The 26,488-nt window shown below is 73.2% G+C and carries 21 protein-coding genes and 1 pseudogene; 6 read left to right on the top strand and 16 right to left on the bottom strand.

The genetic code is table 11. The annotated features are described in order from the left end of the window. Positions 1-257: 257 nt before the first annotated feature. Complete coding sequence (locus AB0F77_RS02490; RefSeq protein ID WP_361940108.1) at positions 258-785, bottom strand: hypothetical protein; 528 nt, start codon at positions 783-785, stop codon at positions 258-260. Between the two features lie 493 nt (positions 786-1,278). On the opposite strand from AB0F77_RS02490, the gene AB0F77_RS02485 reads away from it, so the two are divergent. Continuing rightward, positions 1,279-3,327 (top strand): phosphocholine-specific phospholipase C, encoded by a 2,049-nt coding sequence (locus AB0F77_RS02485; RefSeq protein ID WP_361940105.1) that lies wholly within the window; start codon positions 1,279-1,281, stop codon positions 3,325-3,327. A 66-nt stretch (positions 3,328-3,393) separates the two neighbouring features. Further along, positions 3,394-4,221, top strand: coding sequence for a phospholipid scramblase-related protein (locus AB0F77_RS02480; protein WP_361940102.1), 828 nt, complete (start codon positions 3,394-3,396; stop codon positions 4,219-4,221). 100 nt (positions 4,222-4,321) lie between these two features. Here the strand turns inward: AB0F77_RS02480 and AB0F77_RS02475 are convergent, their stop codons facing one another. Further along, positions 4,322-5,281, bottom strand: coding sequence for a hypothetical protein (locus AB0F77_RS02475; RefSeq protein WP_361940099.1), 960 nt, complete (start codon positions 5,279-5,281; stop codon positions 4,322-4,324). Continuing rightward, on the bottom strand, positions 5,278-6,069 hold the full coding sequence (locus AB0F77_RS02470) for a phosphatase PAP2 family protein (RefSeq protein WP_361940096.1): 792 nt from the start codon (positions 6,067-6,069) through the stop codon (positions 5,278-5,280). The genes AB0F77_RS02475 and AB0F77_RS02470 overlap by 4 nt, the downstream gene beginning before the upstream one ends. Before the next feature lie 245 nt (positions 6,070-6,314). On the opposite strand from AB0F77_RS02470, the gene AB0F77_RS02465 reads away from it, so the two are divergent. Continuing rightward, the gene (locus tag AB0F77_RS02465) at positions 6,315-6,929 is read left to right on the top strand and encodes a TetR/AcrR family transcriptional regulator C-terminal ligand-binding domain-containing protein (protein WP_361940092.1); all 615 of its coding nucleotides are present in this window, start codon (positions 6,315-6,317) and stop codon (positions 6,927-6,929) included. Positions 6,930-7,085: 156 nt separating this feature from the next. Here the strand turns inward: AB0F77_RS02465 and AB0F77_RS02460 are convergent, their stop codons facing one another. After that, a complete protein-coding gene (locus tag AB0F77_RS02460; RefSeq protein ID WP_361940089.1) occupies positions 7,086-8,138 on the bottom strand; it encodes a DUF2510 domain-containing protein in 1,053 nt (350 codons plus the stop codon). Between the two features lie 350 nt (positions 8,139-8,488). On the opposite strand from AB0F77_RS02460, the gene AB0F77_RS02455 reads away from it, so the two are divergent. Further along, entirely contained in the window at positions 8,489-11,164 is a 2,676-nt protein-coding gene (locus AB0F77_RS02455; protein ID WP_361940086.1) for an AAA family ATPase, read from the top strand. A gap of 1 nt (position 11,165) precedes the next feature. Here the strand turns inward: AB0F77_RS02455 and AB0F77_RS02450 are convergent, their stop codons facing one another. From AB0F77_RS02450 to AB0F77_RS02415, 8 genes and pseudogenes are all read right to left on the bottom strand, one after another. Continuing rightward, positions 11,166-11,957 carry an SDR family NAD(P)-dependent oxidoreductase gene (locus AB0F77_RS02450; RefSeq protein WP_361940083.1) on the bottom strand — a complete coding sequence of 264 codons (792 nt, stop codon included), beginning with the start codon at positions 11,955-11,957 and terminating at the stop codon, positions 11,166-11,168. A 63-nt stretch (positions 11,958-12,020) separates the two neighbouring features. Further along, positions 12,021-13,190, bottom strand: coding sequence for a 3-oxoadipate enol-lactonase (gene pcaD / locus AB0F77_RS02445; protein WP_361940080.1), 1,170 nt, complete (start codon positions 13,188-13,190; stop codon positions 12,021-12,023). Continuing rightward, positions 13,187-14,545 (bottom strand): 3-carboxy-cis,cis-muconate cycloisomerase, encoded by a 1,359-nt coding sequence (gene pcaB, locus AB0F77_RS02440; protein WP_361940077.1) that lies wholly within the window; start codon positions 14,543-14,545, stop codon positions 13,187-13,189. Before pcaB ends, pcaD begins: the two co-directional genes overlap by 4 nt. Beyond that, positions 14,542-15,147, bottom strand: a complete 606-nt coding sequence (gene pcaG / locus AB0F77_RS02435; RefSeq protein ID WP_361940074.1) for a protocatechuate 3,4-dioxygenase subunit alpha — start codon at positions 15,145-15,147, stop codon at positions 14,542-14,544. The genes pcaB and pcaG overlap by 4 nt, the downstream gene beginning before the upstream one ends. A gap of 5 nt (positions 15,148-15,152) precedes the next feature. Continuing rightward, positions 15,153-15,926, bottom strand: coding sequence for a protocatechuate 3,4-dioxygenase subunit beta (gene pcaH, locus AB0F77_RS02430; RefSeq protein WP_361940071.1), 774 nt, complete (start codon positions 15,924-15,926; stop codon positions 15,153-15,155). Positions 15,927-16,027: 101 nt separating this feature from the next. Then, positions 16,028-16,180, bottom strand: a pseudogene (locus AB0F77_RS02425) (3-oxoadipyl-CoA thiolase); the annotation flags it as partial. Positions 16,181-16,188: 8 nt separating this feature from the next. Beyond that, positions 16,189-16,836 carry a 3-oxoacid CoA-transferase subunit B gene (locus AB0F77_RS02420; protein WP_361940068.1) on the bottom strand — a complete coding sequence of 216 codons (648 nt, stop codon included), beginning with the start codon at positions 16,834-16,836 and terminating at the stop codon, positions 16,189-16,191. After that, on the bottom strand, positions 16,836-17,591 hold the full coding sequence (locus tag AB0F77_RS02415) for a CoA transferase subunit A (protein ID WP_361940065.1): 756 nt from the start codon (positions 17,589-17,591) through the stop codon (positions 16,836-16,838). The genes AB0F77_RS02420 and AB0F77_RS02415 overlap by 1 nt, the downstream gene beginning before the upstream one ends. Positions 17,592-17,801: 210 nt before the next feature. On the opposite strand from AB0F77_RS02415, the gene AB0F77_RS02410 reads away from it, so the two are divergent. After that, entirely contained in the window at positions 17,802-18,266 is a 465-nt protein-coding gene (locus tag AB0F77_RS02410) for a MarR family winged helix-turn-helix transcriptional regulator (protein ID WP_361940062.1), read from the top strand. 46 nt (positions 18,267-18,312) lie between these two features. Here AB0F77_RS02410 and AB0F77_RS02405 read toward each other — a convergent pair whose 3' ends face one another. Continuing rightward, positions 18,313-19,311 carry a DUF3048 domain-containing protein gene (locus AB0F77_RS02405; protein ID WP_361940060.1) on the bottom strand — a complete coding sequence of 333 codons (999 nt, stop codon included), beginning with the start codon at positions 19,309-19,311 and terminating at the stop codon, positions 18,313-18,315. A 183-nt stretch (positions 19,312-19,494) separates the two neighbouring features. Beyond that, positions 19,495-20,565, bottom strand: coding sequence for an ATP-dependent DNA ligase (locus tag AB0F77_RS02400; protein ID WP_361940057.1), 1,071 nt, complete (start codon positions 20,563-20,565; stop codon positions 19,495-19,497). 83 nt (positions 20,566-20,648) lie between these two features. Between AB0F77_RS02400 and ligD the strand changes: the two genes are divergently transcribed. Beyond that, the gene (ligD, locus tag AB0F77_RS02395; protein ID WP_361940054.1) at positions 20,649-21,671 is read left to right on the top strand and encodes a non-homologous end-joining DNA ligase; all 1,023 of its coding nucleotides are present in this window, start codon (positions 20,649-20,651) and stop codon (positions 21,669-21,671) included. 116 nt (positions 21,672-21,787) lie between these two features. Here ligD and AB0F77_RS02390 read toward each other — a convergent pair whose 3' ends face one another. After that, positions 21,788-23,935: a family 16 glycoside hydrolase gene (locus tag AB0F77_RS02390; RefSeq protein ID WP_361940570.1), complete on the bottom strand. Its 2,148-nt coding sequence runs from the start codon at positions 23,933-23,935 to the stop codon at positions 21,788-21,790. A 44-nt stretch (positions 23,936-23,979) separates the two neighbouring features. After that, entirely contained in the window at positions 23,980-26,463 is a 2,484-nt protein-coding gene (locus tag AB0F77_RS02385) for a ThuA domain-containing protein (protein WP_361940051.1), read from the bottom strand. Positions 26,464-26,488 lie beyond the last annotated feature (25 nt).

Genomic DNA, 26,488 nt, shown 5'->3' with positions numbered 1-26,488 from the left:
CGTGGTCGTGTTGCGAAACCTGACGGAAAACCGAAGGTGTCCAACACGCCCTGTCCGTAGGTGAATTGGGCGTTCCGCACCGCTGGGCGCGGCCGTGTGCGCGGGCGCGGGCCGGGTGCGCCCGCTGGTCGGTGCCGTGCGGGGCGCACCGGCGGGCCGCACGGGCCCGCCGGTGGAACCGCCGGTGGTCCAGACCACGCGGGGTGCCTGGTCGGAGGCGGTTTCAGGTCAATGACGTGATGCCGTCCGAAAGCGCGTCAGGCGCACAGGACACGCGTCTCGGGCGTGTACACCGGGCCGCCGTTGGTGCTGACGGTGTCGCTGAACTCGGCGTAGTAGTACGAGTAGAAGCCGATGTTGCCGTTGCAGCCGGAGTCCGGGGCGATCTGCAGGGTCAGCGTGACGGTGCGGCTCTGGCCGGGCGGGATCGTGGTGCCGTAGTTGCCGCCGAGGTTCGCCGGGCCCGTGCCGGAACAGGGCGTGCTGCCGGCGGCCGTCGCCAGACTGCACCCGGTGAAGGAGTACTTCAGGTCGGGGCGCTGGGTGGTCAGCCAGGTCGGGTCGATCGTCTGGTACACGAACCAGACGTCGAAGGTCCTGTTGTTGGTGAGTGTCATGGAGAGGTTCACCGTGCCGCCCGGCGTGGTCGTGGCCGAGTCGGTGGTGAACGTCAGGTCGGCCGGCGCGGGGTCGGCGGCGCTCGCCACGGGGGCCAGCCCGAACACGGCGAGGACGAGGGCGAGAACGGTGGTGAGACCGAGGCGTCTCATCAGAGGTGATCGCATGGCCCGGCAGGCTAGGCAGGGGGCGCGCACGGCGTCTGCCCCCGAGGGGACCGGGCGGGCGGCGATCGGCCGGAAGTGCCCCTCGTGTGAAGGCCGTGCGGCGGAGCTGTGACGGGTGATCACGGATCGTATACGCGCACTCTACGGGCGGTGCCGATCGCGGTCCCGCCGGGGCCGTCCGGGTCGCTGCCGGGGGCGGGAGGGCCGGCCGTCATTGGCGCGTACGGCACGGGTGGGGCGCGGCGGAACGAGGGCCCCCGGTCCGGTGGCGGGCCCGCTCCCGGCCGACCGCCGCCTCGCGGACCCCGCGCCGAGCCGACGCCCGGCCCCCGCGTGACGTGCGCTTGGCCAGAACTTGGTCACACGTACCGCCTCGCGTCACATCGACGCCACCGGACCCTTCCCTCCCGTTCGTTGCCCTTGGAACACTCGCACCGCGCGCATCCGGTCCCGTTTTGGCCCTCCGTACGTCAGGCTGAGAGGACGCACAGACATGCCCGAGGTCAACCGGCGCAGATTCCTCCAACTCGCGGGCGCCACCACGGCGTTCACCGCGCTGTCCAACAGCGTCGAGCGTGCCGCGGCACTGCCCGCCAACCACCGCACGGGGTCGATCGAGGACGTCGAGCACATCGTGGTCCTCATGCAGGAGAACCGCTCCTTCGACCACTACTTCGGCTCGCTCAGGGGTGTCCGAGGCTTCGGCGACCCGCACCCGGTCGCCCGGCCCGACGGCAAGCCCGTCTGGTACCAGTCGGACGGCACCAAGGACCTGTTGCCCTTCCACCCCCAGGCCGACGACCTGGGCCTGGCGTTCATCCAGGACCTCCCGCACGGCTGGAACGACGGCCACGCGGCCGTGCACGACGGCAAGTACGACCGGTGGGTGCCGAGCAAGGGCGCCACCACGATGGCGTACCTCACCCGCCGGGACATCCCGTTCCACTACGCCCTCGCGGACGCCTTCACCGTCTGCGACGCCTACCACTGCTCGTTCATCGGCTCGACCGACCCCAACCGCTACTACATGTGGACGGGTTACACGGGCAACGACGGCCGGGGCGGCGGCCCGGTCCTCGGCAACGACGAGGCGGGCTACGGCTGGACCACCTACCCCGAGCGCCTGGAGGAGGCCGGGGTCTCCTGGAAGATCTACCAGGACGTCGGCAACGGCCTCGACGCGGCCGGCGGCTGGGGCTGGATCGACGACGCCTACCGCGGCAACTACGGCGACAACTCGCTGCTCTACTTCGACCAGTACCGCAACGCCCGGCCGGGCGACCCGCTGTACGACAAGGCCCGCACCGGCACCGACGCGAGCAGGGGCGAGGGCTTCTTCGACCGGCTGAAGGCCGACGTCAAGGCCGGCCGGCTGCCGCAGATCTCCTGGATCGCCGCGCCGGAGGCGTTCACCGAGCACCCCAACTGGCCCGCCAACTACGGTGCCTGGTACATCGCGCAGGTCATCGACGCGCTCACCGCCGACCCGAAGGTCTGGGCGAAGACGGCCCTGTTCATCACCTACGACGAGAACGACGGCTTCTTCGACCACCTGGTCCCGCCGTTCCCGGCCGGGTCCGCCGCCCAGGGCAGGTCCACCGTCGACCCGGGACCCGACCTGTTCACGGGCGACTCCGGCCACGTCGCCGGCGCCTACGGCCTCGGCCAGCGGGTGCCGATGCTCGTCGTCTCCCCGTGGAGCAAGGGCGGTTACGTCTGCTCCGAGACCTTCGACCACACCTCGATCATCCGCTTCATGGAGCGCCGCTTCGGGGTGCGCGAGCCGAACATCTCGCCGTGGCGGCGCGCGATCTGCGGCGACCTGACCTCCGCGTTCGACTTCTCCCGCACGGACACCGCGCCGGTCGCGCTGCCCGGCACCGACGGTTATCTGCCGCCGGACCGCGACCGCCACCCCGACTACGTCCCGGCGCCGCCCGCCCACCCGGCGCTGCCCCGGCAGGAGCGCGGCCGCAAGCCCACCCGCCCGCTCAGGTACGCCCCCGTGGTGGACGGTTCGGCCGACGGCGCCGGACGGTTCACGCTGGCCTTCGCCTCCGGCGCGCACGCGGGCGCCGCCTTCCTCGTCACCTCCGGCAACCGCGCCGACGGCCCCTGGAGCTACACGACCGAGGCCGGCAAGTCCGTCGCCGACACCTGGAAGCCGGCGTCCTCGAACGGCGCGTACGACCTGACCGTGCACGGCCCCAATGGCTTCCTGCGCGTGTTCAAGGGCACGGGCGGCGGCGCGGGTGCCGAGGTCACCGCCCGGTACCACGGCGACGACGTCGAGCTCACCCTCACCAACAAGGGCCGCGCCACGGTGCGGCTGAGGGTGGCCGACGGCCACGGCGGCCGGGCCCGGACGGTCACGGTGCGCCCCGGCGCGACCGTGCGCGAGAACGTGGACCTCGCCGGGAGCGACCGCTGGTACGACCTGACCGTCACGTCCGAGTCCGACGCGTCCTTCCTGCGGCGCTTCGCCGGACATGTCGAGAACGGCCGTCCCGGTGTGAGCGACCCCGCGTTCGGCGGCAGGTGACGGGACGATGAACGGTGCTTCGTACGGGCTGGTCAGGTACCGGTCACATCAGGATAGTGTGCCCCGGTGACCACACAATCGAACACTCCTGCCGGCTGGTACCCGGATCCGCACGGCGCGTCCGAGACGCTCCGTTATTGGGACGGCGCGCAGTGGACCGAGCACACCAACCAGCAGGGCGCGGCCCCGCAGGCGGCGCCCCCGGGCGTCGTACCGCAGCAGCCCGCCGCCGACGCGCGCGTACAGAAGCAGGTGCAGCAGCAGGCCGGGGTCGCCGCCGGCGGCCCCGGTGGCGGCACCCTGTTCACCGAGCCCGTGCTCGTCGTGAACCAGAAGGCCAAACTGATCGAGCTGACCAACGAGTACAAGGTCATGGACCAGGGCGGCCGGGAGCTCGGCTCGGTCGTCCAGATCGGTCAGAGCGCCTTCAAGAAGGCCGTGCGCCTCGTCTTCAGCGTCGACCAGTTCATGACGCACAAGCTGGAGATCCGCGACGCGTCCGGACAGCCGCAGCTGCTGCTGACCCGGCCCGCCAAGTTCCTCAAGTCGCGGGTGATCGTGGCGCGTCCGGACGGCTCGACGGTGGGTGAGATCGTCCAGCAGAACGTCATCGGGAAGATCAACTTCGCGATCAACGCGGACGGCCGGCAGGTCGGCGCGATCAAGGCGGAGAACTGGCGGGCGTGGAACTTCGCGATCGTCGACCACGCGGACAACGAGGTGGCCCGGATCACCAAGACCTGGGAGGGCCTCGCCAAGACGATGTTCACGACGGCGGACAACTACGTCCTCCAGATCCACTACCAGCTCCCCGAGCCGCTGCTGAGCCTCGTGGTGGCGACGGCCCTGACCGTCGACACCGCGCTCAAGCAGGACTCCCGGGGTCTGGGCTGACCCGCGGTCCCCACGGACGCGAGGCGACGGCGGCCGGTGCGCGCGGATCTCCCGCACGCGTCGGCCGCCGCCTCCGTTCTCGCGCGGGGGCGGATCGCGCCTACAGAGGGGTGAGGCGCCTGCGGGCGGACCTGCGGGACCGCAGCACCTCCTCCGGCGAGGCCCCGGCCGCCGCGGCGGCCTCCAGCGCCAGGACCGCGGCCACCGGATGCCCGGGGTCGTCGGCACCGGGCGCGGCCGCCCGGGGAGCGCCCCGGGTCAGCGTCACCACGCCCCAGGAGGCCGCCGCGGCCCCGGCCAGCGCCAGCAGCACCCCCGCCGGCCCGCCCTGGAGCCCCTGCCCGAGCAGCGTGAGGCCGATCACCGCCGCCGCCACCGGGTTGGCAAGCGTCACCACGGCGAGCGGGGCGCCGAGTCCGCCGCGGTAGGCCGTCTGCGACAGCAGCAGCCCGCCCGTCGCGAACGCGGCCACCAGGACGGCGACCACGACCACCTCGACGCTCGGCACCGGGCCCGAGCGGTCCGTCGCCGCCACCGTCACCGTCTGGGTGAGCGCCGACGCCACCCCCGAGGCGAAGCCGGACGCCGTCGCGTGCCGCAGCCCCGGCCGGGCACCGGGCCAGGACAGCATGCCGATCAGGGTCGTGGTCGCGCCGGCCACCAGCAGCGCCTCGGTCAGGCTCAGCACCCGCTCGGGCGCCGGACCCGACGCGGTCACCAGCAGGGCGGCGAGGCCCAGCAGCGTGAGGGCCGTGCCCCGCCACTCGGCCGCGGTCACCCGCCGCCCGGCGGCCCGCGCCCCCATCGGCACCGCGGCGACCAGGGTGAGCGCGCCCAGCGGCTGGACGACGGTCAGCGGACCGTACTTGAGGGCGACGACGTGCAGCAGCGCGGCGCCCGCGTTCAGCGCGACCGCCCACCACCAGGCGCCGGCGCGCAGCAGCCGGAGCAGGCCCGTGCCGGCGCCCCGGGAGGCGAGCCGTTCCTGGGCGACGGCCGCGCACGCGTAGGCGACGGCCGAGACGAGGGAGAGGAGGACGGCTGCCAGGGCGGCGCTCATCGGTCCGCCCCGACGAGGACCGGCTGCTCGGACACGAGACCGCGGGTGCCGCGCCCGGCGGTGGTCCGCGTGCGGTGCGGCGGATGGATCAGGGCGAGGGCGACGCCCAGCATGGCGGTCGCCGCGATCGCGTCGAGCCAGTAGTGGTTGGCGGTGCCGACGATCACGAGCAGGGTGGTCAGCGGATGCAGCAGCCACAGCCAGCGCCACCGGGAACGGGTGGCCACGATCAGGCCGACCGCCACCATCAGGGCCCAGCCGAAGTGCAGCGAGGGCATCGCCGCGTACTGGTTGGAGAGGTGGTCGGAGGTGGGCGGGCCGTACACCGAGGGGCCGTACAGCCGGGCGGTGTCCACCATTCCGGTGCCGGCCAGCATGCGCGGCGGGGCCAGCGGGAACGTGAAGGGCAGGACGAGGGCCGCCGCGGTGACCACGGCGAGGACCCGGCGGGCCCAGACGTAGTGCGCGGGCCGCCGCAGGTACAGCCAGACCAGGAAGGCCAGGGTGGCCGGGAAATGAATCGTGGCGTAGTAGGTGTTGGCCACGTGGACGAGCGTGTTCCCGTGCAGCAGCGCGGACTGCACGGAGAGCTCGTCCGGCAGGTGCGCGGCGCGTTCCAGGTCCCAGACCCGGTGGGCGTTGTGGAACGCCTCGCCGGTGTGGCCCGTGGCCAGTTGCCGGCCGAGCTTGTAGACGAGGAAGAGCCCCGCGACGAGCAGGAACTCACGGACGAGCGGGGGCCGGGTTATGGAGTCCGGCTCCTGTTCAGGCTCGGTGCGGGCATTCATCCCCCGGCCCTTTCACTGACGGTGGTGCGTGAGGCGGTACGGGACGGGACGCGGGCGGTGGCCGGCGGTCATCGATACGTTTCCGTTCCGATACGCCAGTGTACCGATACGCTCGCGTACCGGTACACTGGCGTATCGCTAGACGTAGAACACACCGGATCAAGGAATGGATCGCCCGCCGGCGTCGTTCGCCGGCACAGCGCACGAGCCGTCCGCCGCTCGCGGGCGAGTGAGGAGAAGAGCGCATGACGTCGCAGGCCGAGGACGGACCGGAGACGGTCACCGCTTCGCGCCGCTCCAAGATCACGCCGGAGCGTGAGCGGGAGTTCTTCGACGCCGTGCTCGAACAGATCCGGCGGTGCGGCTACGACTCCGTCACCATGGAGGGCGTCGCCTCCACCACGCGGTGCAGCAAGTCCACGCTCTACCGGCAGTGGAAGACCAAGCCCCAGTTCGTCGCCGCCGCGCTGCGCGCCAGCAGGGAGGCGCGCTTCACCGGCATCGACACCGGTTCGCTCGCGGACGACCTGCGGCTGGCCGCCCGCAGCGCCGGCGACTGGTCGGGCAAGGACACCCGGCTGCTCCAGGCCCTCGGGCACGCGGTCACCGCGGACCACGAGCTGAAGCAGGCGCTGCGCGAGGCGCTGGTGGACCCCGAGATCGCCGCGCTGGAGGCGATCCTGCGGCGCGGGGTCGAGCGGGGCGAGGTGCGCGCCGACCATCCGGCGCTGGAGTACATCCCCGCGATGATGTTCGGCGTCCTGCGCGTGCGCCCGGTGCTCACCGGCCAGTACGCCGACGCCGACTACCTCGTCCGGTTCGTGGAGGCCGCCGTGCTGCCCGCACTCGGACTGACCTGAGACCCGGGCCGCCGTCCGCGGGATGACTGGACGGCGACCTGCCGCGCCGCGCCGTGGGGACGGACGCGGCGCACCCCGGCCGGGTGGGCTCCCCCTTGAGCGGAGGGGGAGCCCACCCGGCCGCCGTTCCCACGCGTGTGGGGACGGCCGGGAGGGTCAGACGTTCTGGCCGCTGCCGCCGCCCGACGAGACCTTGATGCCCTTGGTGATCTCGTCGATGACCGACTGGTCCTGACCGACGTCGAGGCCGAAGCGGACCACGACCAGGCGCTTGGTGTCGGCGGGGGAGGGGAACACCAGCGATTCGACGTAGCCGTCCGCGCCCTTGCTGGTGACGGCCTTCCAGCGGACCATGTAGCCCTTCTGCCCGGCCACGGTCACCGCCTCGGACGCCAGCACCTGGTGCGAGGTGATGCCCCCGTAGGTCTTGCCGCCGTAGGACTCCTTCGCGTTGACCGCGATGTCCGCCTTGGCGACCTCCTCGGCCGTGTCGCCCTTGGTGCCCAGCGCCTCCACCGGTGCCGAGTAGGCGCCGCCCGCCGTGCAGTCCTTGGACGTGTCGCCCGGGCACTTGTACTCGTTCTCGGACGACACCTGCGCGCCCACGCTCAGCATCTCCCCGGTCCATCCCTTCGGCACCGGCAGGCTGATCGCGTTGAGCGGGTCCGGCACGTTCCCGCCGCCCTCGACCTTCGGCGGCCCGGACTGCCCCGGCCCGCCGTCGGGACCACCGGGTCCCCCGCCCGATCCCCCGTCCGACCCGCCGCCCGATCCCCCGTCGGAGCCTCCCGGCCCCCCTTCGGGTCCGCCGAACGGCGCGCCGCCGCCCTGCGAGTCGCCCCCCTGCGAGCCGCCGCCCGACTGCTGCGGCGCCCCGGCGCGGCTGCTGCCGCCCGAGTCGTCCCGGGACAGCGCGTACACACCGACGCCGATGCTCGCCAGCACCGCGGCCGCCACCGCGACGGCTATCCCCGTGCGCAGCCCGCGCCGCGGCGGCGTCGGCGGATGCGGCGGATGCGGCGGATACCCGGCGTACGGCGGATAGGGCCCGGCGGGCTCCGACGGCGCCGGCGGACCCCAGGGGGCGGCCGACCCGGTGGGGCGGGTCTGCTGCGTCCACGCGTTCCCGTCCCACCAGCGCTCGGTGGCCGGACCGTCATTCGTCTGCCCGGGGTCGGGGTACCACCCGGGAGGAGTCGCCTGCGTCATGACCCCACCGTAAGAGGCATCGGTGAAAGCGGGATGAGAGCCCCCGCATTCGTGCCGGATTCGCTGCGCGGGTGTCCGGCGGACGTCCCTCGGACCTCCCGCCGCCGTGCCGTCCTCCTGACGCGGCGGCCGTTCGCAAACGGTCCCCGTTGTCCGGTATTCGCCGGATTTCCGGGCCCGTTGACGGGCCGTCCGGTCCACGCCGTCCGGTCGTGGGCGTGCCGCGCCGCCCACCTTTACCCCAGTTCATCCGTCACGGCAACACCTGCCCCGACCCACCTCCGCACACCCGGCCGGGCGGCTAGGCTCGACGTCTGTACGTCGTTCGGGCGACTTGGGGAGGTAACGGGATGACGGAGGCACGGCCCCGCGCGGTCGCTTCGGCTTCCCTGTGGGAGCGCGACGCGGAACTCGCCGCCGTCACGCGGGCCCTCGACGCCCTCTGCGCCGACCACGCCTCCTCCGGGAACGTCCTGGTGTTCTCCGGCGAGGCCGGACTCGGCAAGACGGCCCTGCTGACCGAGACCCGCCGCATGGCCGAACGGCGCGGCTGCACGGTCTGGTCCACCCGCGGCGGCGAGACCCTCAGGTCCGTCCCCTACAACGTCGTGCGCCAGCTCCTCCAGCCCGCGCTGATGTCCCTGATGCCCGAGGAGGCCCGCGAATACCTCGGCGACTGGTACGAGATCGCGGGCCCCGCCCTCGGCATAGCCGACCCCGGGGAGCGCAACCCCGACCCGCAGGGCGTGTGCGACGGCCTCGTCGCCGCCGTCTGCCGGCTCGCCAAGCGCGAGTGGCCGCTCGTCCTGCTGATCGACGACGCGCACTGGGCCGACCAGGAGACCCTGCGCTGGCTCGCGGCCTTCGCCGAACGCCTCCGGGAACTGTCCGTGCTCGTCGTGGTCGCCCGCAGGCCCGACGAGGTCAGCGGCCAGAGCCTGCGCTACCTGGAGACCGTCTCCGCCTCCGCCGCCACCCCCGAGAACGCCCTGAGCGCGCTCACCCCGGAGGCCTCCGCCGGCCTCACCCGCGTCACGCTCGGCCGGCACGCCGACGCCCCGTTCTGCCGCGAGGTCTGGGCCGTCACCGGCGGCAACCCCTACGAGACCGTCGAACTCCTCGCCAAGGTGCAGGACAGCGAGATCGACCCGGTCGAGGCGCACGCCGGTGAACTGCGGTCCCTGAACCGCTCGGCGCGCGGCGGCGGCCTCGTCGCCCGCCTGGAGAGCCTCGGCATAGACGCCACCCGGTTCGCCTGGGCCGCCGCCATCCTCGGCAACGGCATCACCGTGGAACTCGTCGCCCGGCTCGCCACCATGGGCGTCGACGCCGCCCGGCGCTGCGCCGAACTGCTGTGCACCGCCCGCATCCTCACCGAGCCCGACCCGGACGGAGTGCCCGACGGCGACCTGGAGTTCGTCCACCCGCTGATCGCGTCCGCCGTCTACAACTCCATCCCCGAAGCCCTGTGCACCGCCATGCACGGCATCGCCGCCCAGGTCGTCACCGATTCCGGGCGCGGCGCCGCGGCGGCCTCCCGCCATCTGCTGCGGGTCCACCCGGACGACGACGAGGAACTCGTCGAGCAGCTGCGCGAGGCCGCCCGCGAACACCTGGCCGTCGGCGCCCCCGACGCGGCCCGCCGCTGCCTCGAACGCGCCCTGCTGGAACCGCCCCTCCCCGAGATCCACGCGCGCGTCCTGTACGAACTGGGCTGCGCCACCCTGCTCACCGCGCCCGCCACCACCATCGACCACATGCAGAACGCGCTCGCCATGCCCGGCCTCACCGGCGAGCAGCGCGTCGACGCGGTCTTCCGCCTCTCACAGGCCCTGCTCCACAACGACCAGCTGGAGGAGGCCGTCCGCACCGTCGAGACGGAGGCCGCCCGGCACGAACCCGGGCCCGCCCGGCTGCGGTTGCAGGCCGTGCACTTCATGTGGGAGGCCATCCGGGGCGAGAGCCTGACGCCCGGCCGCTCCGAGCGGCTCGCCGACCTCGCCGCGACGTGCAGCGGGCGCGACAACTCCGAGCGGGCGCTGCTGATCCTGCGCGGCTTCGACGCCATGACCCACGGCGAGAGCGCCGAGGAGGTCGTCGAACTGTGCGACCGCTCCCTCGTCAACGGCCGTCTCGCACCCGGCCTCGGCTGGACCGACACCGAGTGGGGCATCGAACTGCTGATGATGCTGTGCAGTTCGTACGCGTACGCCGACCGCCTGGACCGGGCCGAGAGCCTGCTCTCCGAGGCCCTGCGCGCCTACACCCGCGCGGGCTGGAGCGGCGGCCACCTCTCCCTGGCCAACGCCTACCTCGGTCTCGCCTACCGCCGGCAGGGCCGCCTCAAGGACGCCGAGAGCGTGCTGCGCGAGTCGCTGCGGATCGCCGAGCGCGTCGGCCGCGGACTGCCCCTGTACTGGTCGGCGACCTGCGGACTCGTCGACACCCTGCTGGCCCGCGGCCACGTCGAGGATGCCTGGGTGGTCGCCGAGCAGTACGGCTTCGCACCGCCCTACCCCTCGACGATCGTGCTGCCCGACCCGCGCTCGGTGCGCGGTCGGCTGCTGCTCGCGGTGGGCCGCACCGAGGAGGGCGTCAACGAGCTGGAGGCTGCCGAGAAGACGGCCGCCTCGCGCGGCGGGCACAACCCGGTCCTCGCGGCGTGGGCCGTCGACCTCGCGGGCGCGCTCGCCGTGACCGACCCGGCCCGCGCCGCCCAACTGGCCACCGACGCCCGCCGCCAGGCCGAGCGGTTCGGCACGGACACCGCGATCGGCGAGGCCCTGCGCTGCGCGGCCTCCCTGGAGACCGGACAGCGCGCGGTACGCCTCGCCGCCCAGGCGGTGACCTATCTGGAGGCGTCGCCCTGCCAGTACGAGCACGCCGCGGCCCGCATCGAGTACGGCATCGCCTCCCGCTCCGTCTCCGAGCTCAACCGGGGCCTGGCACTGGCCCGTTCGTGCGGCGCGGACGGCCTGGTCGCGCGGGCCGAGACGTTCCTGGAGTCCGAGCGCGGCCCCGTCTGACTCAGACGGCCAGCAACTGCCTGGTGACCACCGCGAGCCGCCCCCGCACCCGCGGGTCGTACGTCCCCTCGTGCGCGCGGGCCGGCCGCGTGCCGTCGAAGTAGCCGCCCGAGCCCGTCACCCGCGTGGCCAGCGCCAGCACCCCCGGGGCGCCGTCGGAGACCGGGTTCCACGGGCCGACCCCGCTGTCGCGGACCATCGCCGTGTCCATGAACGTCGCCGGGTGCACCACGTTGACCAGCACCCCGCTGCCGGCCAGCTCCTCGGCCAGCGTGAACGTGTGCGCGGCGAGCGCGAACTTGCTGCGGCAGTAGGCGGCGGAGCCGTCGTAGCCCCGGGCCATCTCGGGGTCGTCGAGGTCGATCGGCTCCTGGCCCGCCGAGCCGACGTTGACGATCCGCGCCGGCGCGCCGCCGCGCAGCACCGGCAGCAGGGCGCGGGTCAGCACGACCGGCGCCAAGTAGTTGACCGCGAGCCGCAGTTCGTGCCCGTCGGCGCTCAGCTCACGGGCCGAGCCGGGCGTACCGCCGCCCACACCCGCGTTGTTGATCAGCACGTCCAGCTCCGGGTGCGCCTCGGCGACCCGCGCGCCCAGTTCGCGCACCCGGTCCAGGGAGGCGAGGTCGGCGACGAACCCCTCGGCGGTGCCCTCGGTGCGCAGCTCCCAGACGAGCCGCTCGGTCCGCCCGGGGTCGCGGCCGTGGGCGAGGACCACATGACCCGCGCGGACCAGCTCGAAGGCGACGTACCGGCCGAGACCGGAGGTGGCGCCCGTGATCAGAACAGTCGACATGCCCCCACAGTAGGCACGGCGTCCGTCCGGCGGGTGCTGCCGCTGGAGGTACGACCAGCGGGGTCACCCTCGTCCGGACGCCTCCGGGCCGTCGGCCTCCTCCGCCTCCTCCGCCTCCTCGGCCTCCTCGGCCTCCTCGGCGAGCGCCCGCCGGGCCGTGGCGAACGCCGCGTTGGCCGCCGGGACCCCGCAGTACACGGCCGTCTGGAGCAGGACCGCCCCGATCTCCTCGGGGGTGAGCCCGTTGCGCCGTGCGGCGCGCACATGCATCGCCAGCTCGTCGAGGTGGCCGTGGGCGACCAGCGCCGTCAGCGTGATCATGCTGCGTTCGCGGCGGGACAGCGTCGGGTCGGTCCAGATCTCGCCCCAGGCGTAGCGGGTGATGAAGTCCTGGAACCGGGCCGTGAAGGGGGTCTGCCGGGCCTGCGCGCGGTCCACGTGGGCGTCGCCGAGCACCTCGCGGCGCACGGCCGTGCCACGCCGGGCGCCCCCGTCGAAGTGGGTGCGCAGCGCGGTCAGCACCGCCTCGGGGCACTGGGCGGGCGCCAGGTGCGAGGCGCCGGGGATCTCCACGAGCGCGGCGTCCGGCACCGCGTCGGCGATCTCCCGGAGGTGGGCGGGCGGGGTGGCGGGATCGTTCCGGCCCGCGACCAGCAGGGTCGGGGCGGTGATCCGGGCCAGCCGGTCGCGCAGATCGAACGCGGCCAGCGCGTCGCAGCAGGCGGCGTACGCCTCCGGGTCGGCCTCCCGGTGGTCGCGCACCAGCCGGGGCACGGTGAAGCCGGGGGTGAACCAGCGGGCGTCCGCGCTCTCCGCCAGCCACTCCATGCCCTCCTTCCGCACCCGCTCCGCCCGCTCCCGCCAGGGTCCCGGCCCGTTGAAGTGGGCGGAGGAGCACAGCACGGCCAGCGACGCCAGCCGGTCGGGGTGGTGCACGGCGAGATGCAGTCCCACCGCGCCCCCGAGCGAGACCCCCGCGTAGGAGAACCGGTCGACGCCGAGGGAGTCGGCGAGCGCCAGCACCAGGTCCGCGAGGTCGCCAACGCTCGCGCCCGGCCCGATCAGGTCCGCCGCCGAACCCCCGTGCCCCGGCAGGTCCCAGCGCACCACCCGGTGGGTGACGGCCAGTTCGGGCGCGACCGCGTCCCACAGGGCGTACGAGGTGCCGAGCGAGGGTCCCAGCAGCAGCGGGGGAGCGTCGGGCGGGCCTTCGATGAGGTGGTGCAGGGTCAACGTCGCTCCAGGGCACGGTCGGTGAGGACGGCGGCCGATCCGGTGTAGTCGGCCGGATCGGCCCGGGTGTCGAGGTCGGTGTCCTTCAACTCGGGCTGTTCGGCGAGGAGCTCGGAGAGGGGGCGGTTCTCCGAGTGGGCGCGGCGGGCGAGTTCGGTCAGCAGCTCCTTGGCGCGGGCGCGGCCGAGCAGGGGCGCCAGCTCGGCGGACAGCCGCTCGGAGACGATCAGCCCGTGCGTGAGGCCCAGATTGCGGCGCATGGACTCCGGGCGGACCTCCAGCCCCTCGGCCAGCTCCGCCGCGCCCTCCGCCGCGGCGCCCACCAGCCGCAGCAGTTCCCGCAGCGGCTCCCACTCGGCGTGCCAGGCGCCGGCCGGACGCTCGTCCTCGGCGGCCAGCGAGCCGTACAGCGTCGCGGCGAGCTGCGGGGCGCGCCGGGCTCCGGCCGCGAGCAGGGTGGCGCGCACCGGGTTGGACTTGTGCGGCATTGTCGACGACGCCCCGCCGCCGCCCTCGGCGACCTCGGCGATCTCGGTGCGGGAGAGCGTGAGCACGTCCACGCCGAGCTTGCCGAGTGCGCCCGCCGTGAAGGCCAGGCACCCGGCGAGGTCGGCGACCGGGGTGCGCAGGGTGTGCCACGGCAACAGCGGGGCCCGCAGCCCGAGTTCCCGCGCGTACGCCGCCGGGAGCGCGGTCGCGTCCTCGGCGCCGTACGCCGTGAACGCCGCCAGCGTGCCCGCCGCGCCGCCGAGTTGGGCGGGGAGGGAGTCCCGTACGGCCGTCGTGCGGTCGCGCGCGTCGAGCACCAGCGCCCGCCATCCGGCCGCCTTCAGACCGAACGTGGTCGGCACCGCGTGCTGGGTGAGCGTCCGCCCCGGCAGCACCGTGTCCCGGTGCCCGGCGGCCAGCGCGGCCAGCGCCCGCTCGGTGCGCGCGAGGTCGGCGAGGACCAGGTCCAGGGTGCGCACGGCGACCAGCATCGTCGCCGTGTCCATGATGTCCTGGCTGGTCGCGCCCCGGTGCACGTACGGCCCGTACTCCTCGCCCGTCCGCCGGGTCAGGTCGGCGACCAGCGGGATGACCGGGTTCCCGCCCGCGCGGGCGCGCAGGGCCAGGGAGCGCACGTCGAACGCGCCGGGGTCGGCGGCCCCGGCCACCGCCGCGGCGGCCCCGGCCGGGGCGAGCCCCAGCGCGGTCTGGGCGCGGGTCAGCGCGGTCTCCGCGTCGAGCAGCGCCCGCAGGAAGGCGAGGTCACCGGTGGCCGCCGCCGCCCGGGACGCCGCCCACCCGGGGGCGAGCAGCCCGGCGTCGGCGTCCTCGGGCGGGTCGGTGTGCCCGGCGGGGCCGGACGTCACTGGAACTCCAGGAAGACCGTCTCGCCCTCGCCCTGGAGGCGGACGTCGAAGCGGTACGTCCCGCGGCCCTCGTCGGCCGCGATCAGCGTGCCGCGGCGCTCCTCGTCGACGCGGGCCAGCAGCGGGTCGGCGGCCAGCGCGGCCTCGTCGCCCGGCAGGTAGATCCGGGTGAACAGATGCATCAGCAGGCCCCGGGCGAACACGCACACGCTGATGTACGGGGCGCTGCGGCCGAGCGCGCCGGGGCGCAGGGTGCGCGCGTACCAGTGCCCGCTCGCGTCCGTCTGGACCCGGCCCCAGCCGGTGAACTCCACTCCGCTGCGGCCGGTGTGGCCGCCCGTGGCCGCGTCGCGCGGCATCGAGCCGTCCACCCGCGGCACGGTGCCGTCCGGGGCCGGGCCCCACAGTTCCAGCAGGGCGTCCGGCAGGGGCCGGCCCTCGCCGTCGTACACCTGCCCGTGGAGCGTGATCGTGTCCGGGTGGCCGACGGGTGCGATGTCGCCGCCGCCGGGGAAGGGCAGCGCGTAGCCGTAGAAGGGGCCGACCGTCTGCGAGGGCGTGGGCAGCACGTTCTCCGGCCGGTTCGTGTCGATCTTCGTCATGCGGGTCAGCGCCCTTCCTCGATCCAGGTGGCGTGCGGGCCGTCGAGCACGATGTCCCAGTGGTAGCCGAGCGAGAACTCGGGCACCGACAGCGCGTGGTCGTAGGTCGCGACCAGCCGCTGCCGTGCCGCGTCGTCCGTCACGGACTGGAGGATCGGGTCGTACGGGAACAGCGGGTCGTTGGGGAAGTACATCTGCGTCACCAGCCGCTGGGTGAACGCCGCGCCGAACAGGGAGAAGTGGATGTGCGCCGGGCGCCAGGCGTTGACGTGGTTGCGCCAGGGGTAGGGGCCGGGCTGGATCGTCGTGAACCGGTAGGTCCCGTCGGCGTCGGTGAGGGTACGGCCGACGCCCGTGAAATGGGGGTCGAGCGGGGCGTCGTGCTGTTCGCGCCGGTGGGCGTAGCGGCCGGCCGCGTTGGCCTGCCAGATCTCCACGAGCTGCCCCCGCACCGGCCGTCCGTCGCGGTCCAGCAGCCGCCCGGAGACGGTGATCCGCTCGCCGATCGGCTCCCCGGTGTGCTGCCGGGTCAGGTCGTTGTCGATCTCGGTGAGGTCCCGCTCCCCGAAGGCGGGGGCGTGCAGCTCGACCGCCTCGGGGTCCCGGGTGACGTCGATGGCCACGGGGGGCCGGTGGGGGTGGCGCAGCACGGAGGAGCGGTAGGGCGCGTAGCCGCGGTGCGGATGGTGCTCCACCGGGGCCCCGTCGGCGACCCGCTTGCCGTAGGCGGCGCGTTCGGCCGCGATCTCCTGGTCGATGTCCTGCTGGGTGAGCGACATGGGGGTTCCTAGCGTTCGAGGGCGAGGGCGAGGCCCTGGCCGACGCCGATGCAGAGGGCGGCGACACCGGTTCCGCCGCCCCTGCGGGCGAGCTGGTGGGCGTCGTCGATGCGCGCCGGGTCCAGGTCCGGGGTGCGGGCGAGGAGTTCACGGATCGCGTGGGCGGCGAGGTCGTCGGGGCGCACGCCCGCGAGCGCGCCGTTGTAGCGGCCGAACGGGGTGCGCACGGCGTCGACGACGTAGACGTCCTTCAGGCCGCCGCTCATGACCCGATCCCCTCGGGGACGCGTACCTCGGCGGCGGTCTTCGCGACGATCTCCTCGGGGCTGACGCCCGGCGCGCACTCCACCAGCACCAGGCCCTCGGCGGTGACGTCGAGAACACCCAGATCGGTGATGACACGGTTCACACACGCCCGGCCCGTGAGCGGCAGCGCGCACTCGTCGAGGATCTTCGGGGAGCCGTCCTTCGTGGTGTGCGTCATGACGACGACCACCGTGCGGGCGCCGTGCACCAGGTCCATCGCGCCCCCGATGCCCGTCACCAGCTTGCCCGGGACCGCCCAGTTGGCGAGGTCGCCGCGCGCCGACACCTGCATGGCACCGAGCACGGCCACGTCGATGTGCCCGCCGCGGATCATCGCGAACGACAGGGCGGAGTCGAAGAAGGAGGCGCCGGGCAGGACCGTCACGGTCTCCTTGCCCGCGTTGATCAGATCGGGGTCGACCGCGTCCTCGGCCGGGTAGGGGCCGGTGCCGAGGATGCCGTTCTCCGACTCCAGCACCACCTCCACCCCCGCGGGCAGGTGATTGGGGATCAGCGTCGGCAGTCCGATGCCCAGGTTGACGTACTGCCCGTCCTTCAGCTCGCGCGCCGCGCGCGCGGCCATCTCCTCGCGCGTCCAGGCCATCAGCCGCTCACCGTCCGCTGCTCGATCCGCTTGTCCGACGCCTGCTCGGGGGTGAGCGCCACCACCCGCTGCACGAAGATCCCCGGCAGGTGCACCGCGTCCGGGTCGATCGCGCCGGGCTCGACCAGCTCCTCGACCTCGGCGACCGTGATCCGGCCGGCCATCGCGGCGAGGGGGTTGAAGTTGCGGGTGGACTTGTTGAACACGAGGTTCCCGTGCCGGTCGCCCTTCGCCGCGCGCACCAGCGCGAAGTCGGTCCGGATGCCCCGCTCCAGCACGTACTCGGTGCCGTCGAACTCCCGTACCTCCTTGGCGGGGGAGGCCAGGGCGACGCCGCCCGAGCCGTCGTAGCGCCACGGCAGTCCGCCCTCGGCGACCTGTGTGCCGACCCCGGCCGGCGTGAAGAACGCGGGGATGCCCGCGCCGCCCGCCCGCAGCCGCTCGGCGAGCGTGCCCTGCGGGATCAGCTCGACCTCCAGCTCCCCGGCCAGGTACTGCCGGGCGAACTCCTTGTTCGCGCCGATGTACGACCCGGTCACCCGCGCGATCCGACCCGCGCCCAGCAGCACCGCGAGGCCCGAGTCCATCGCCCCGCAGTTGTTGGAGACGACGGACAGACCGCCCACCCCGCGCTCGTACAACGCCTCGATCAGCACGTTCGGCACACCGCTCAGACCGAATCCGCCGACCGCGAGCGACGCGCCGTCCGGCACGTCGCCCACCGCCTCCTGTGCGGAGGCGACCACCTTGTCCATCCGTGCAGCCCCATCTCTTCCTGGCGCCCGACGGCGGACCTTCCCACCAATTCATCAGGGCACTGAGTATTCAAGCGAGGTGTTCTCACGCTGCCATCGCTCGCATCGCAACGTCAAGAGCTGGGGAGCGACGGCCGACATGGTCACAGACAGGGTGGGCTGCTGAAGGTATTGTTCAGTGCACCAACGAATTCGACCTCGGGAGCGCTTATGGCCGCGGTGGACCTCACCACCCACCCCGGGCACCTGGCCCGGCGGCTCCAGCAGGCCCACTACCTGCTGTGGAACACGATGGTCTCCGAGGAGATCACCTCGCCGCAGTTCGCGGTCCTCAACGCGCTCGTCGCCGAACCGGGGCTCGACCAGCGCACCGTGGGGGAGCGGGTGGGGCTCGACCGCTCGACGATCGCCGAGGTGATCAGCCGCCTCGGCCGGCGCGGGCTGCTCGACAAGGTCCGCGACCCGGCCGACGGCCGCCGCTCCCTGCTGCGCCTCACGGACGACGGGGTGCGCACCCACCGCAGGCTCGTGCTGCGCACCGCCCGGATGAACCAGGTCTTCCTCGCCCCGCTCTCCGCCGGGGAACAGGCCCAGTTCTTCGACCTGCTGCGCCGGGTGTCGGACGCGGCCGAGGGCCTGCGGAACCCCGCGGAACCCCTCGTCACCCGGCCCTGACCCCCGGCCCGCACTCCCACCTCCGGCTCCGGCCCCGATGCCCGGCTCAGGACCCGGCCCGTGCGAACACCACCCACACCTGGCCCCGCGCGAAGGGCATCGGCGCGCCGTCCGTCGTGTTGAACTCGGTGCCCGCGGTCGCCGAGGGACGCTTCCAGGTGGCGTCGTAGACCCGCCCGTCGCGCAGCACCCGCGCGGTCCCCGAGCCCACCGTCCCGGTGTACGGGGTGGTGCTGCCGAGCACGTCGTGGAAGGCGGAGGGACGCACCGTCACGTACTGCACCACGACCGTCGCCGGGGCCACCCGGCCGCCGTCGGCCGTCGTCGCGGGCGTGCCGTCCATGGCGACCAGCCAGCGCCCGCGCTCCGCCGACCAGGTGAACGTGAAGCGCGCCGCCGGGTAGCGCACCGTGCGCGAGGTCTCCGGACTGCCGCCCCCGGGGGCCGGGCCGTAGCGGAAGCCGGTGGTCAGCGCCGCCGCGCCGGGCGCCGAGGGCATCAGCCGGTCCGGGCGCAGATAGAGGTTGTGCGGCGCGGGCCCGGCGCCGTCGCGGTAGTAGGCGCCGGAGGTGTTGTCGGGCGTGCGTGGCAGCAGCGGCGCCCTGCCGATCAGCGGCAGCAGCTTGTGCTGGGCACCCGAGAACGCCAGCGTCGGCCGGTCGAACTGGCGCAGCAGCTCCAGGTCGGACTCGCGGGCGCTGCGCACCGGCCCGACCGCGCGGGGCAGCCGGGACGCGTACACCGCCATCAGCCGGCTCAGGCCGCCCTCGACCTGCTCCGCGTACACCACGTCGGCCGTGTCCAGACCGGTCTGCGGGCGGGCCGCGCGCACGTTGTCGATCTTCACGGCCAGGACCGGACCCGCGGCCCGGGGCGCCTCGGAGACCCGGGCGCCGACGGTCGGCGTGGGCGCCTGGTTCTTGCCGCGGCCGTCGTCGCCCGGCCGGTGCGCCGTGGTGCAGCCCGAGGTCAGGACGGTGGTGATCGTCGCGGCCAGCACGGCCGCCGTCGTGAGGGCGCGCCGTCCGCGCGCCGAGTGCCCCATGCCCACGGTGCCACCCCGTCCGTGCCATCGATGGTGTGTTCATCGGTTCATCGATGGCCCTACCCGATTGATTCCGGCCGTGCGCGACGACTACGCCGATCGGAGCACCGCGACCGGCCCACCCGATCGCCGGTCCACCGGATCGCCGGTCCGCCTCATCCGCCGTGACCGGGTCACGGCGGGTCAGGCGCCGGGGCCCAGGATCTCCGTGAGGTCGTAGCGCACCGGCTCCTCCAGCTGGGCGTACGTGCAGCTCTCCGGTGTGCGGTCCGGACGCCAGCGGCGGAAGCGTGCCGTGTGCCGGAACCGCACCCCGTTCTCCATGTGGTCGTACGCCACCTCCGCCACCCGCTCCGGCCGCAGCGGCACCCACGACAGGTCCTTCCGGCCCGACCAGCGGCTCGGCGCCCCCGGCAGCCGGGCCGTCTCGTGCGCGGCCTCGTCCGACCAGGCCGCCCACGGATGCCCGGACACGTCGTCGAGCCGCAGCGGTTCCAGCTCCTCGACCAGTTCGGCGCGCCTCTTCATGGCGAAGGCCGCCGAGACCCCCACGTGCTGGAGCGCGCCCCGGTCGTCGTACAGCCCGAGCAGCAGCGAGCCCACCACCGGGCCGCTCTTGTGCAGCCGGTAGCCCGCCACCACCACGTCCGCCGTCCGCTCGTGCTTGATCTTGAACATGGCCCGCTGGTCCGGCAGATAGCGCAGGTCGGGCGGCTTGGCGATCACCCCGTCCAGGCCCGCGCCCTCGTACTGCTCGAACCACCGCCGGGCCACCTCGGTGTCCGTCGTCGCCGGCGCCAGGTGCACCGGCGCCGTCGTCCCGGACAGCGCCCGCTCCAGCAGCGCCCGCCGGTCCGTCAGCGGGACGTCCAGCAGGGACTCGTCGGCGAGCGCGAGCAGGTCGAAGGCGGCGAAGGAGGCGGGCGTCGTCCGGGCGAGGAGCCGTACCCGGGAGTCCGCCGGGTGGATGCGCTCGGTCAGCGCGTCGAAGTCCAGCCGCCCCTCCCGGGCGATGACGATCTCCCCGTCCAGCACGCACCGCTCGGGCAGCCGCTCCTCCAGCGCCTCCACCAGTTCCGGGAAGTACCTGGTCAGCGGCTTGCCGGTACGGCTCCCGAGCTCGACCTCGGCGCCGTCGCGGAAGACGATCGCACGGAACCCGTCCCACTTGGCCTCGTAGTGCATGCCCGGCGGGATCCTCGCCACCGCCTTGGCGAGCATCGGCTTCACGGGCGGCATCACCGGCAGATCCATGCTCCGACTGTAGGAGCGGTCCGGCGGGGGCGCCCGTCGTGCGCCGGGGTGCGCGCGAGGGGGCGCGGGCCTAGCGTGGGCGCATGGCTGGTGCGGTGGAACTGGAGACGGGCGGCCGGACCGTACGGCTGTCCAGTCCCGACAAGGTCTTCTTCCCGGAGCGCGGTTTCACCAAGCTGGACCTCGCCCGGTACTACCTGGCGGTCGGCCCCGGCATCCTACGCGCCCTGCGCGACCGGCCCACCACCCTGGAGCGCCATCCGGACGGCGTCACCGGCGAGTCCTTCTTCCAGAAGCGGGCGCCGAAGAACATGCCCGACTGGATCCCGACCGCCCACATCACCTTCCCCAGCGGGCGCAGCGCGGACGAGATGTGCCCCACCGAGGAGGCCGCCGTGCTGTGGGCCGCGCAGTTCGGCACCCTCACCTTCCACCCCTGGCCGGTGCGCCGCGCCGACGTCGACCGGCCCGACGAACTCCGGATCGACCTCGACCCCCAGCCCGGCACCGAGTTCGCCGACGCCGTCCGCGCCGCCCACGAACTGCGGGCCGTGCTCGACGAGTTCGGGGGACTGCGCGGCTGGCCCAAGACCTCCGGGGGCCGCGGACTGCATGTGTTCGTGCCGATCGAGCCCCGCTGGACCTTCACCCAGGTGCGCCGGGCCGCGATCGCCGTGGGCCGGGAGCTGGAGCGGCGGACGCCGGACCGGGTGACGATCAAGTGGTGGAAGGAGGAGCGCGGCGAGCGCATCTTCGTCGACTACAACCAGACCGCCCGCGACCGCACCATCGCCTCCGCCTACTCGGTGCGCCCGCGACCGCACGCCCCCGTCTCGGCGCCGCTGCGCTGGGACGAGGTCGACGACGTACGGCCCGAGGACTTCGACCTCGCCACGATGCCCGCGCGCTTCGCCGAACTCGGCGACGTGCACGCGGACATGGACGACCACGCCTTCTCCCTGGAGGCCCTGCTCGAACTCGCCCGCAAGGACGAGCAGGACCACGGCCTGGGCGACCTGCCGTACCCGCCGGAGTACCCGAAGATGCCCGGTGAGCCCAAGCGGGTGCAGCCGAGCCGGGCGAAGGCGGCGCCGCCCGCCGAGTAGACCCCCGGGGGACCGCGGGACGACGCGGGCGGGCGGGGAACGACGAGGGCCGGCCCGGGTGTGTCGCCGGGCCGGCCCCTGTGCGGTGTGCGACGTGCGTGAGCCGTGTGCGGGTGCTACAGCTCCTTGATGCGGATGTCGCGGTAGGAGACGACGTCCGTCGTGCTGTGGACCTGGAGGCCGATGTAACCGGAGGCGAACCGGCGGCCGTCCGTGCCCGGGTCGTCCGACCGCGGCGGTGAGAAGACCTGACCGCCGATGTTGTCGAACTCGTTGATCAGCACGCCGTTGCGGTACACGGAGTAGTGCTGGTCGACCACGCGGATCTCGTAGTCGTTCCAGGTGCCCTTCTGCGTGACCTGGGCCCCGGCGAGCCCTACCCGGTCGAACCCGTAGATCGAACCGGTCTTGTACATGTCGCCGGTCGGGCTGTCGAACACCTGCACCTCGTGCCCGTACTCGATGGCGACCCACTCCGGCCGTGACTCCTCCGGGTGGTCGTGGACCCACGGGAAGCGCACGAACACACCGGAGTTGGCGTTGCCCGTGCCCGGAGCGTCGTCACGCCACTGGAGCTTGAGCGAGAAGTCGCCGTACTTGCGCTCGGGGAACCAGAGCATGCCGAGGCCGTCCCGGCTGGTGCCGCTGGTGATCGTCCCGTCGGGGTTCAGCGCGAACGAACCGCCGCCCACGTGCTCCCACTTGGCCAGTGAGCCCGCGGTGCCGTCGAAGATCGTGCGGTAGCCGTTCGTCTGGCCCGGCTTGCCGATGCCCGACTGCCGCGCGGCCTTCTCGACCGCCCGCACCTCACGCTTGTCGACGACGCCCTCGGTCAGCAGAGCGTCGAGGACCGTGCCCACGTGCTTGAGGAACAGCGCCTGGGACGTCCACTCCCGCTCGTCCTCGATCAACTCGTTGATCCGGCACCGGTTGTTCGTCACCCGGTTCGGCACACCCGAGTCGACCGTGCCGACGATGACCGTCAACCGCTCGTCGAACTCGGGGCAGTTGGGCGCGGGCACTCCGCCGCCGGCGACGACCGAGAAGCTCACCGTGCGCGCGTCGGAGGTGTTCCCCGCCCTGTCGCTCGCCCGGTACGCCACCGTGTGCGCGCCGGCACGGTCGACCACCACCGGCGCGGTGTACGCCAGGTAGGGCCCGGCGTCGAGCGAGTACTCGATGCCCGCGACGCCCGAACCGCCCTCGTCCGTGGCGGACACGGTCACCTTGGCGTTGCCGACGTACGCCCCGTTGGAGTTGCGCGTGCCGGTCACGTTCACCCCGGTCACGGGGGCGGTGGTGTCCTGCGGGGGCGTCGCGACGACCGTGAAGCCGACGCTCTTCTCGGCGGCCTGGTTGCCCGCCTTGTCCGTGGCCCGGTAGCGCACGGTGTGCGTGCCGACCTGGTGGACCATCACGGGCGCGGTGTACGGCTGCCAGGCACCCGAGTCGACCGCGTACTCGATGGAGTTGACCCCGGACCCGGTGTCCGACGCGGTGACGGTCACCGTCGCCATGTCCAGGTAGGCGCCGTCCCCGTTCCGCTCGCCGCTGACCGTCGCCGAGGTCTCCGGCGGGGCCGTGTCGTCGGACGGCGGGGCGACGACGGTGAAGTCGACGCTCTTCTCCGCGGCCGTGTTGCCGGCCTTGTCCGTCGCCCGGTAGCGGACGTGCTGGGCGCCCACCTGGTCGACGACCACCGGCGCGGTGTACGGCAGCCAGGCGCCCGTGTCACCGATCGCGTACTCGACGCGGTCCACGCCCGAGCCGCCGTCGGTCGCGGAGACCGTCACGCTCGCCGAACCGACGTACTCGCCCTGCGCGTTGCGCGTGCCGTCCACGCGCGCCGAGGTCTCCGGCGCCGTCGTGTCCGAGCCGTCGCCCTCGGTGACCACCAGGATGCCCTGCATCTGGCCGTGGCCGGGGATCGTGCAGTGGTAGAAGTAGCGGCCCGGGGTGAGCGTCACCTCGGCGGTGTGCCGGCCGCCCTGGGCGTCGTTCGGGTTGGCCAGGATGTTCAGCTGGACGTCGCTGTTGAACTCGGGGTCCGAGGTGACGAACGTCAGCGTGTGCGGCATGCCCATGGTGTTGCCGGTCGCCGCGCTGTTCTCGAAGACGATCGTCGCCGTGCCCGCCACCGCCGTCGTCGGCGCCGAGCCGTACTTGGTGATGTCGTCGCCCGCGGTCCAGTTGAGCACCTGCTGGGCGGCCGGGGCCGCCTCGTCCCGGCCGAGCGCCGGGGCCGCCTGGAGCCCGAGCATCATGAGCACCGCGGCCAGCAGGGCCGTCAGGACTCTTCGCTGCCGTATCACTGTGCCCCCCTCGCGAGCTGGTCGGCGGCCGGGGTGGGCCCACCGCCGGTGTAGGTGATCCGCCACAGGGCCGACTTGGCGTCCGAGGTGAAGAAGCCGCGCCCGTAGTCGAGGACGTACAGCGAGCCGTCCGGACCGAACTTCCAGTCCATCAGGTTCTTGATGCCGTCGTTGCCGACCGGCACGATCTTCTTCAGCGACTCCGAGTGCACCGGCAGACCGCCGTCGCCCTGGGTCTTCGGGTCCATGACCACGGCGTTGCGCGGCTGGTCGGCGTCGTAGAAGTCGCCGACGAACCACTTGCCGTCCCAGTACGCGGGCCACTTCACGGCGCTCGTGCTCGCCGCGTCGTAGCGGTAGACGGGACCGTTCATCGCGGCCTGCCCGCCACCCTTGAGCCACGGCAGCTGGAAGGTGGCCTCCGCCTGCTTGTACGAGGGGATGCCGTTCGCGTCACGCGGGTAGTCCGGGGCGCCGCCCTGGGGCGAGTACCAGATGTTGTTCCCGGTGACCGGCGGCAGGTTGACGAGACCGTCGTTGTTCGGCGACTCGTTCTTCGGGTGGTCGCAGTCGTACCAGCCCAGCGGCTTCGACGGGTCGGGCAGATTGCGGTCCCGGTAGGGCTGCTTGTTGCCCATGCAGTACGGCCAGCCCCGGTTGCTCGCCTTGGTGATCACCGCGAACGTGTCGTACTTGGCCGGGCCCCAGGTCGTGGACGGGTTGTTCGCGTCCGGGCCGACCCAGCCCGCGTACAGCGTGTCGGTGGCCTTGTCGACCGAGATGCGCGCCGGGTTGCGCACGCCCATCACATAGATCTCGCCACGCGTCTTGCCGCCGCCCTCGTCCGTCTCCTGGCCCGTGAAGAGGTTCCCCGCGGGCAGGGTGTACGTGCCGTCGGGCTCCGGGTGGATGCGCAGGATCTTGCCGTTGAGGTTGTTGGTGTTGCCGGCGGTGCGGCGCGCGTCGGCGAAGGACACGCCCTTGTAGTTGGGCTGCGGGTTGTTGCCCGAGTAACCGTCGCTGAACCCGCTGGAGTTGTTGTCGCCGGTCGCGATGTACAGGTTGCCCTTGGAGTCCCAGGCCATCCCGCCGCCCGCGTGGCAGCAACTGTGCACCTGGACCGGCCACTTGAGCAGCACCTTCTCACTGCTCAGGTCCAGTTTGTTCGTGGCGGGGTCCAGCGTGAAGCGCGAGACGCGGCGCTCGGCCATCTGCGTGTCGCGGTTGAGCTGCGAGTGCGGCGTGTAGTGCAGGTACACCCAGCCGTTCTGCTCGAAGCGCGGGTCCAGCTCGATGCCGAGCAGGCCCTCCTCGACCTTGACGAGTTCGTCGCCGCCGCCCTTGTTGCCGAAGACCGTCAGCTCGCCCGCCAGGGTGACCTTCTTGGTCTTCGGGTCGTAGACGTGGATCTGGCCCTTGCCCTTGCCGATGTCCGGGTTGTTCCAGTCCGTCACCACGGGCTGGGAGCCGTCGGCGCCGCCCCGGCCGATGTAGAACACCCGGCCGTCGGGCGCCGTGACCAGGCCGTGCGGCTCGCCGATCTGGTCGCTCTGCCCCGGCTGGTTGGGCTGGGTCAGGCGCTCCGCCTTGTAGTCGGCGGTGATCGTCGCCGTGCAGTCGGCCTGTGCCAGACGGGTCGTCCACAGCAGCGCGCCGCGCAGGTGGTCACGGAAGTCCGTCTCGTCGTACGACGACGCAGTGCCGCCCATGCCGGTGTAGAAGGACCGGCCGCCGTCGTAGTCGCGGCACCAGCTCACCGGGTGGTCCCAGCCGGCCGCGCCCTGGCCCGGCCGGTACGTCGACTCACGTACCCGGGCCACCGTGTGCACCTCGCCGGACGGGTTCTTCACCCAGTTCAGCCACTGGTCGGGCCGCTTCCACTGGACCGGCAGGTTCCGGGTGGCCGGATTTTGGCGGTCGCCCACCTCGACGGTCGCCCGCTGCACCTCGGCCGGGCTGCTCGCGGCCGGACGGGCGCCGATCAGACCGGTGAACCAGTCCGAATAGGGCTCCGCGCGGGCCGCGTCGTGGACGCCGAGGAAACCGCCGCCCGCCTCCATGTACGCCTCGAGACCCGCCTCCTGCTCCGGGTCGAGGACGTCACCGCCGCCGGTCAGGAACACCACCGAGTTGAAACGGCCGAGCTTCGTCGCATTGGTGAAGACCGAGGCGTCGTCGGTGGCCTCGACCTTGAAACGCTCCGCGGCCGGGCCGGACAGCCCGATCCGCTCGATGGCCTCGATCCCGGCGTTCACCACCGGCGACTCGTCGCCGGCCGCGGCCGAGCCGTAGAAGATCAGCACCCGTACGTTGGCGCCGCCCGGGGGCGACTTGATCGACATCGTCGTCGGGGACGGAGCGGGCTCCGGACGCGCGCTCGCGGCGGGACCCGAGAGCAGCCCCGCCACCACGACACCCGCGCTCACGGTGGCCGCCCAGGCGCGTCTCCTCCCGCTCGTCCCGGCTAATCCCTCGGACATTCGATGCGTGGTGAACCGCATGTGG

This window comes from Streptomyces sp. NPDC026672 (genome assembly GCF_040638185.1).
In the GTDB taxonomy this organism is placed as follows: domain Bacteria; phylum Actinomycetota; class Actinomycetes; order Streptomycetales; family Streptomycetaceae; genus Streptomyces.
The sequence above is the reverse complement of the archived record's forward strand: the minus strand, read 5'-3'. Positions and strand labels throughout refer to the sequence as shown.

Bases quoted from the DNA above. Each gene is read 5' to 3' on its own strand.
- AB0F77_RS02490 (WP_361940108.1), bottom strand. From the start codon at position 785: ATGCGATCACCTCTGATGAGACGCCTCGGTCTCACCACCGTTCTCGCC.
- AB0F77_RS02485 (WP_361940105.1), top strand. From the start codon at position 1,279: ATGCCCGAGGTCAACCGGCGCAGATTCCTCCAACTCGCGGGCGCCACC.
- AB0F77_RS02475 (WP_361940099.1), bottom strand. From the start codon at position 5,281: ATGAGCGCCGCCCTGGCAGCCGTCCTCCTCTCCCTCGTCTCGGCCGTC.
- AB0F77_RS02470 (WP_361940096.1), bottom strand. From the start codon at position 6,069: ATGAATGCCCGCACCGAGCCTGAACAGGAGCCGGACTCCATAACCCGG.
- AB0F77_RS02465 (WP_361940092.1), top strand. From the start codon at position 6,315: ATGACGTCGCAGGCCGAGGACGGACCGGAGACGGTCACCGCTTCGCGC.
- AB0F77_RS02460 (WP_361940089.1), bottom strand. From the start codon at position 8,138: ATGACGCAGGCGACTCCTCCCGGGTGGTACCCCGACCCCGGGCAGACG.
- AB0F77_RS02455 (WP_361940086.1), top strand. From the start codon at position 8,489: ATGACGGAGGCACGGCCCCGCGCGGTCGCTTCGGCTTCCCTGTGGGAG.
- AB0F77_RS02450 (WP_361940083.1), bottom strand. From the start codon at position 11,957: ATGTCGACTGTTCTGATCACGGGCGCCACCTCCGGTCTCGGCCGGTAC.
- pcaG (WP_361940074.1), bottom strand. From the start codon at position 15,147: ATGACGAAGATCGACACGAACCGGCCGGAGAACGTGCTGCCCACGCCC.
- pcaH (WP_361940071.1), bottom strand. From the start codon at position 15,926: ATGTCGCTCACCCAGCAGGACATCGACCAGGAGATCGCGGCCGAACGC.
- AB0F77_RS02420 (WP_361940068.1), bottom strand. From the start codon at position 16,836: ATGGCCTGGACGCGCGAGGAGATGGCCGCGCGCGCGGCGCGCGAGCTG.
- AB0F77_RS02415 (WP_361940065.1), bottom strand. From the start codon at position 17,591: ATGGACAAGGTGGTCGCCTCCGCACAGGAGGCGGTGGGCGACGTGCCG.
- AB0F77_RS02410 (WP_361940062.1), top strand. From the start codon at position 17,802: ATGGCCGCGGTGGACCTCACCACCCACCCCGGGCACCTGGCCCGGCGG.
- AB0F77_RS02405 (WP_361940060.1), bottom strand. From the start codon at position 19,311: ATGGGGCACTCGGCGCGCGGACGGCGCGCCCTCACGACGGCGGCCGTG.
- AB0F77_RS02400 (WP_361940057.1), bottom strand. From the start codon at position 20,565: ATGGATCTGCCGGTGATGCCGCCCGTGAAGCCGATGCTCGCCAAGGCG.
- ligD (WP_361940054.1), top strand. From the start codon at position 20,649: ATGGCTGGTGCGGTGGAACTGGAGACGGGCGGCCGGACCGTACGGCTG.
- AB0F77_RS02390 (WP_361940570.1), bottom strand. From the start codon at position 23,935: ATGATGCTCGGGCTCCAGGCGGCCCCGGCGCTCGGCCGGGACGAGGCG.
- AB0F77_RS02385 (WP_361940051.1), bottom strand. From the start codon at position 26,463: ATGTCCGAGGGATTAGCCGGGACGAGCGGGAGGAGACGCGCCTGGGCG.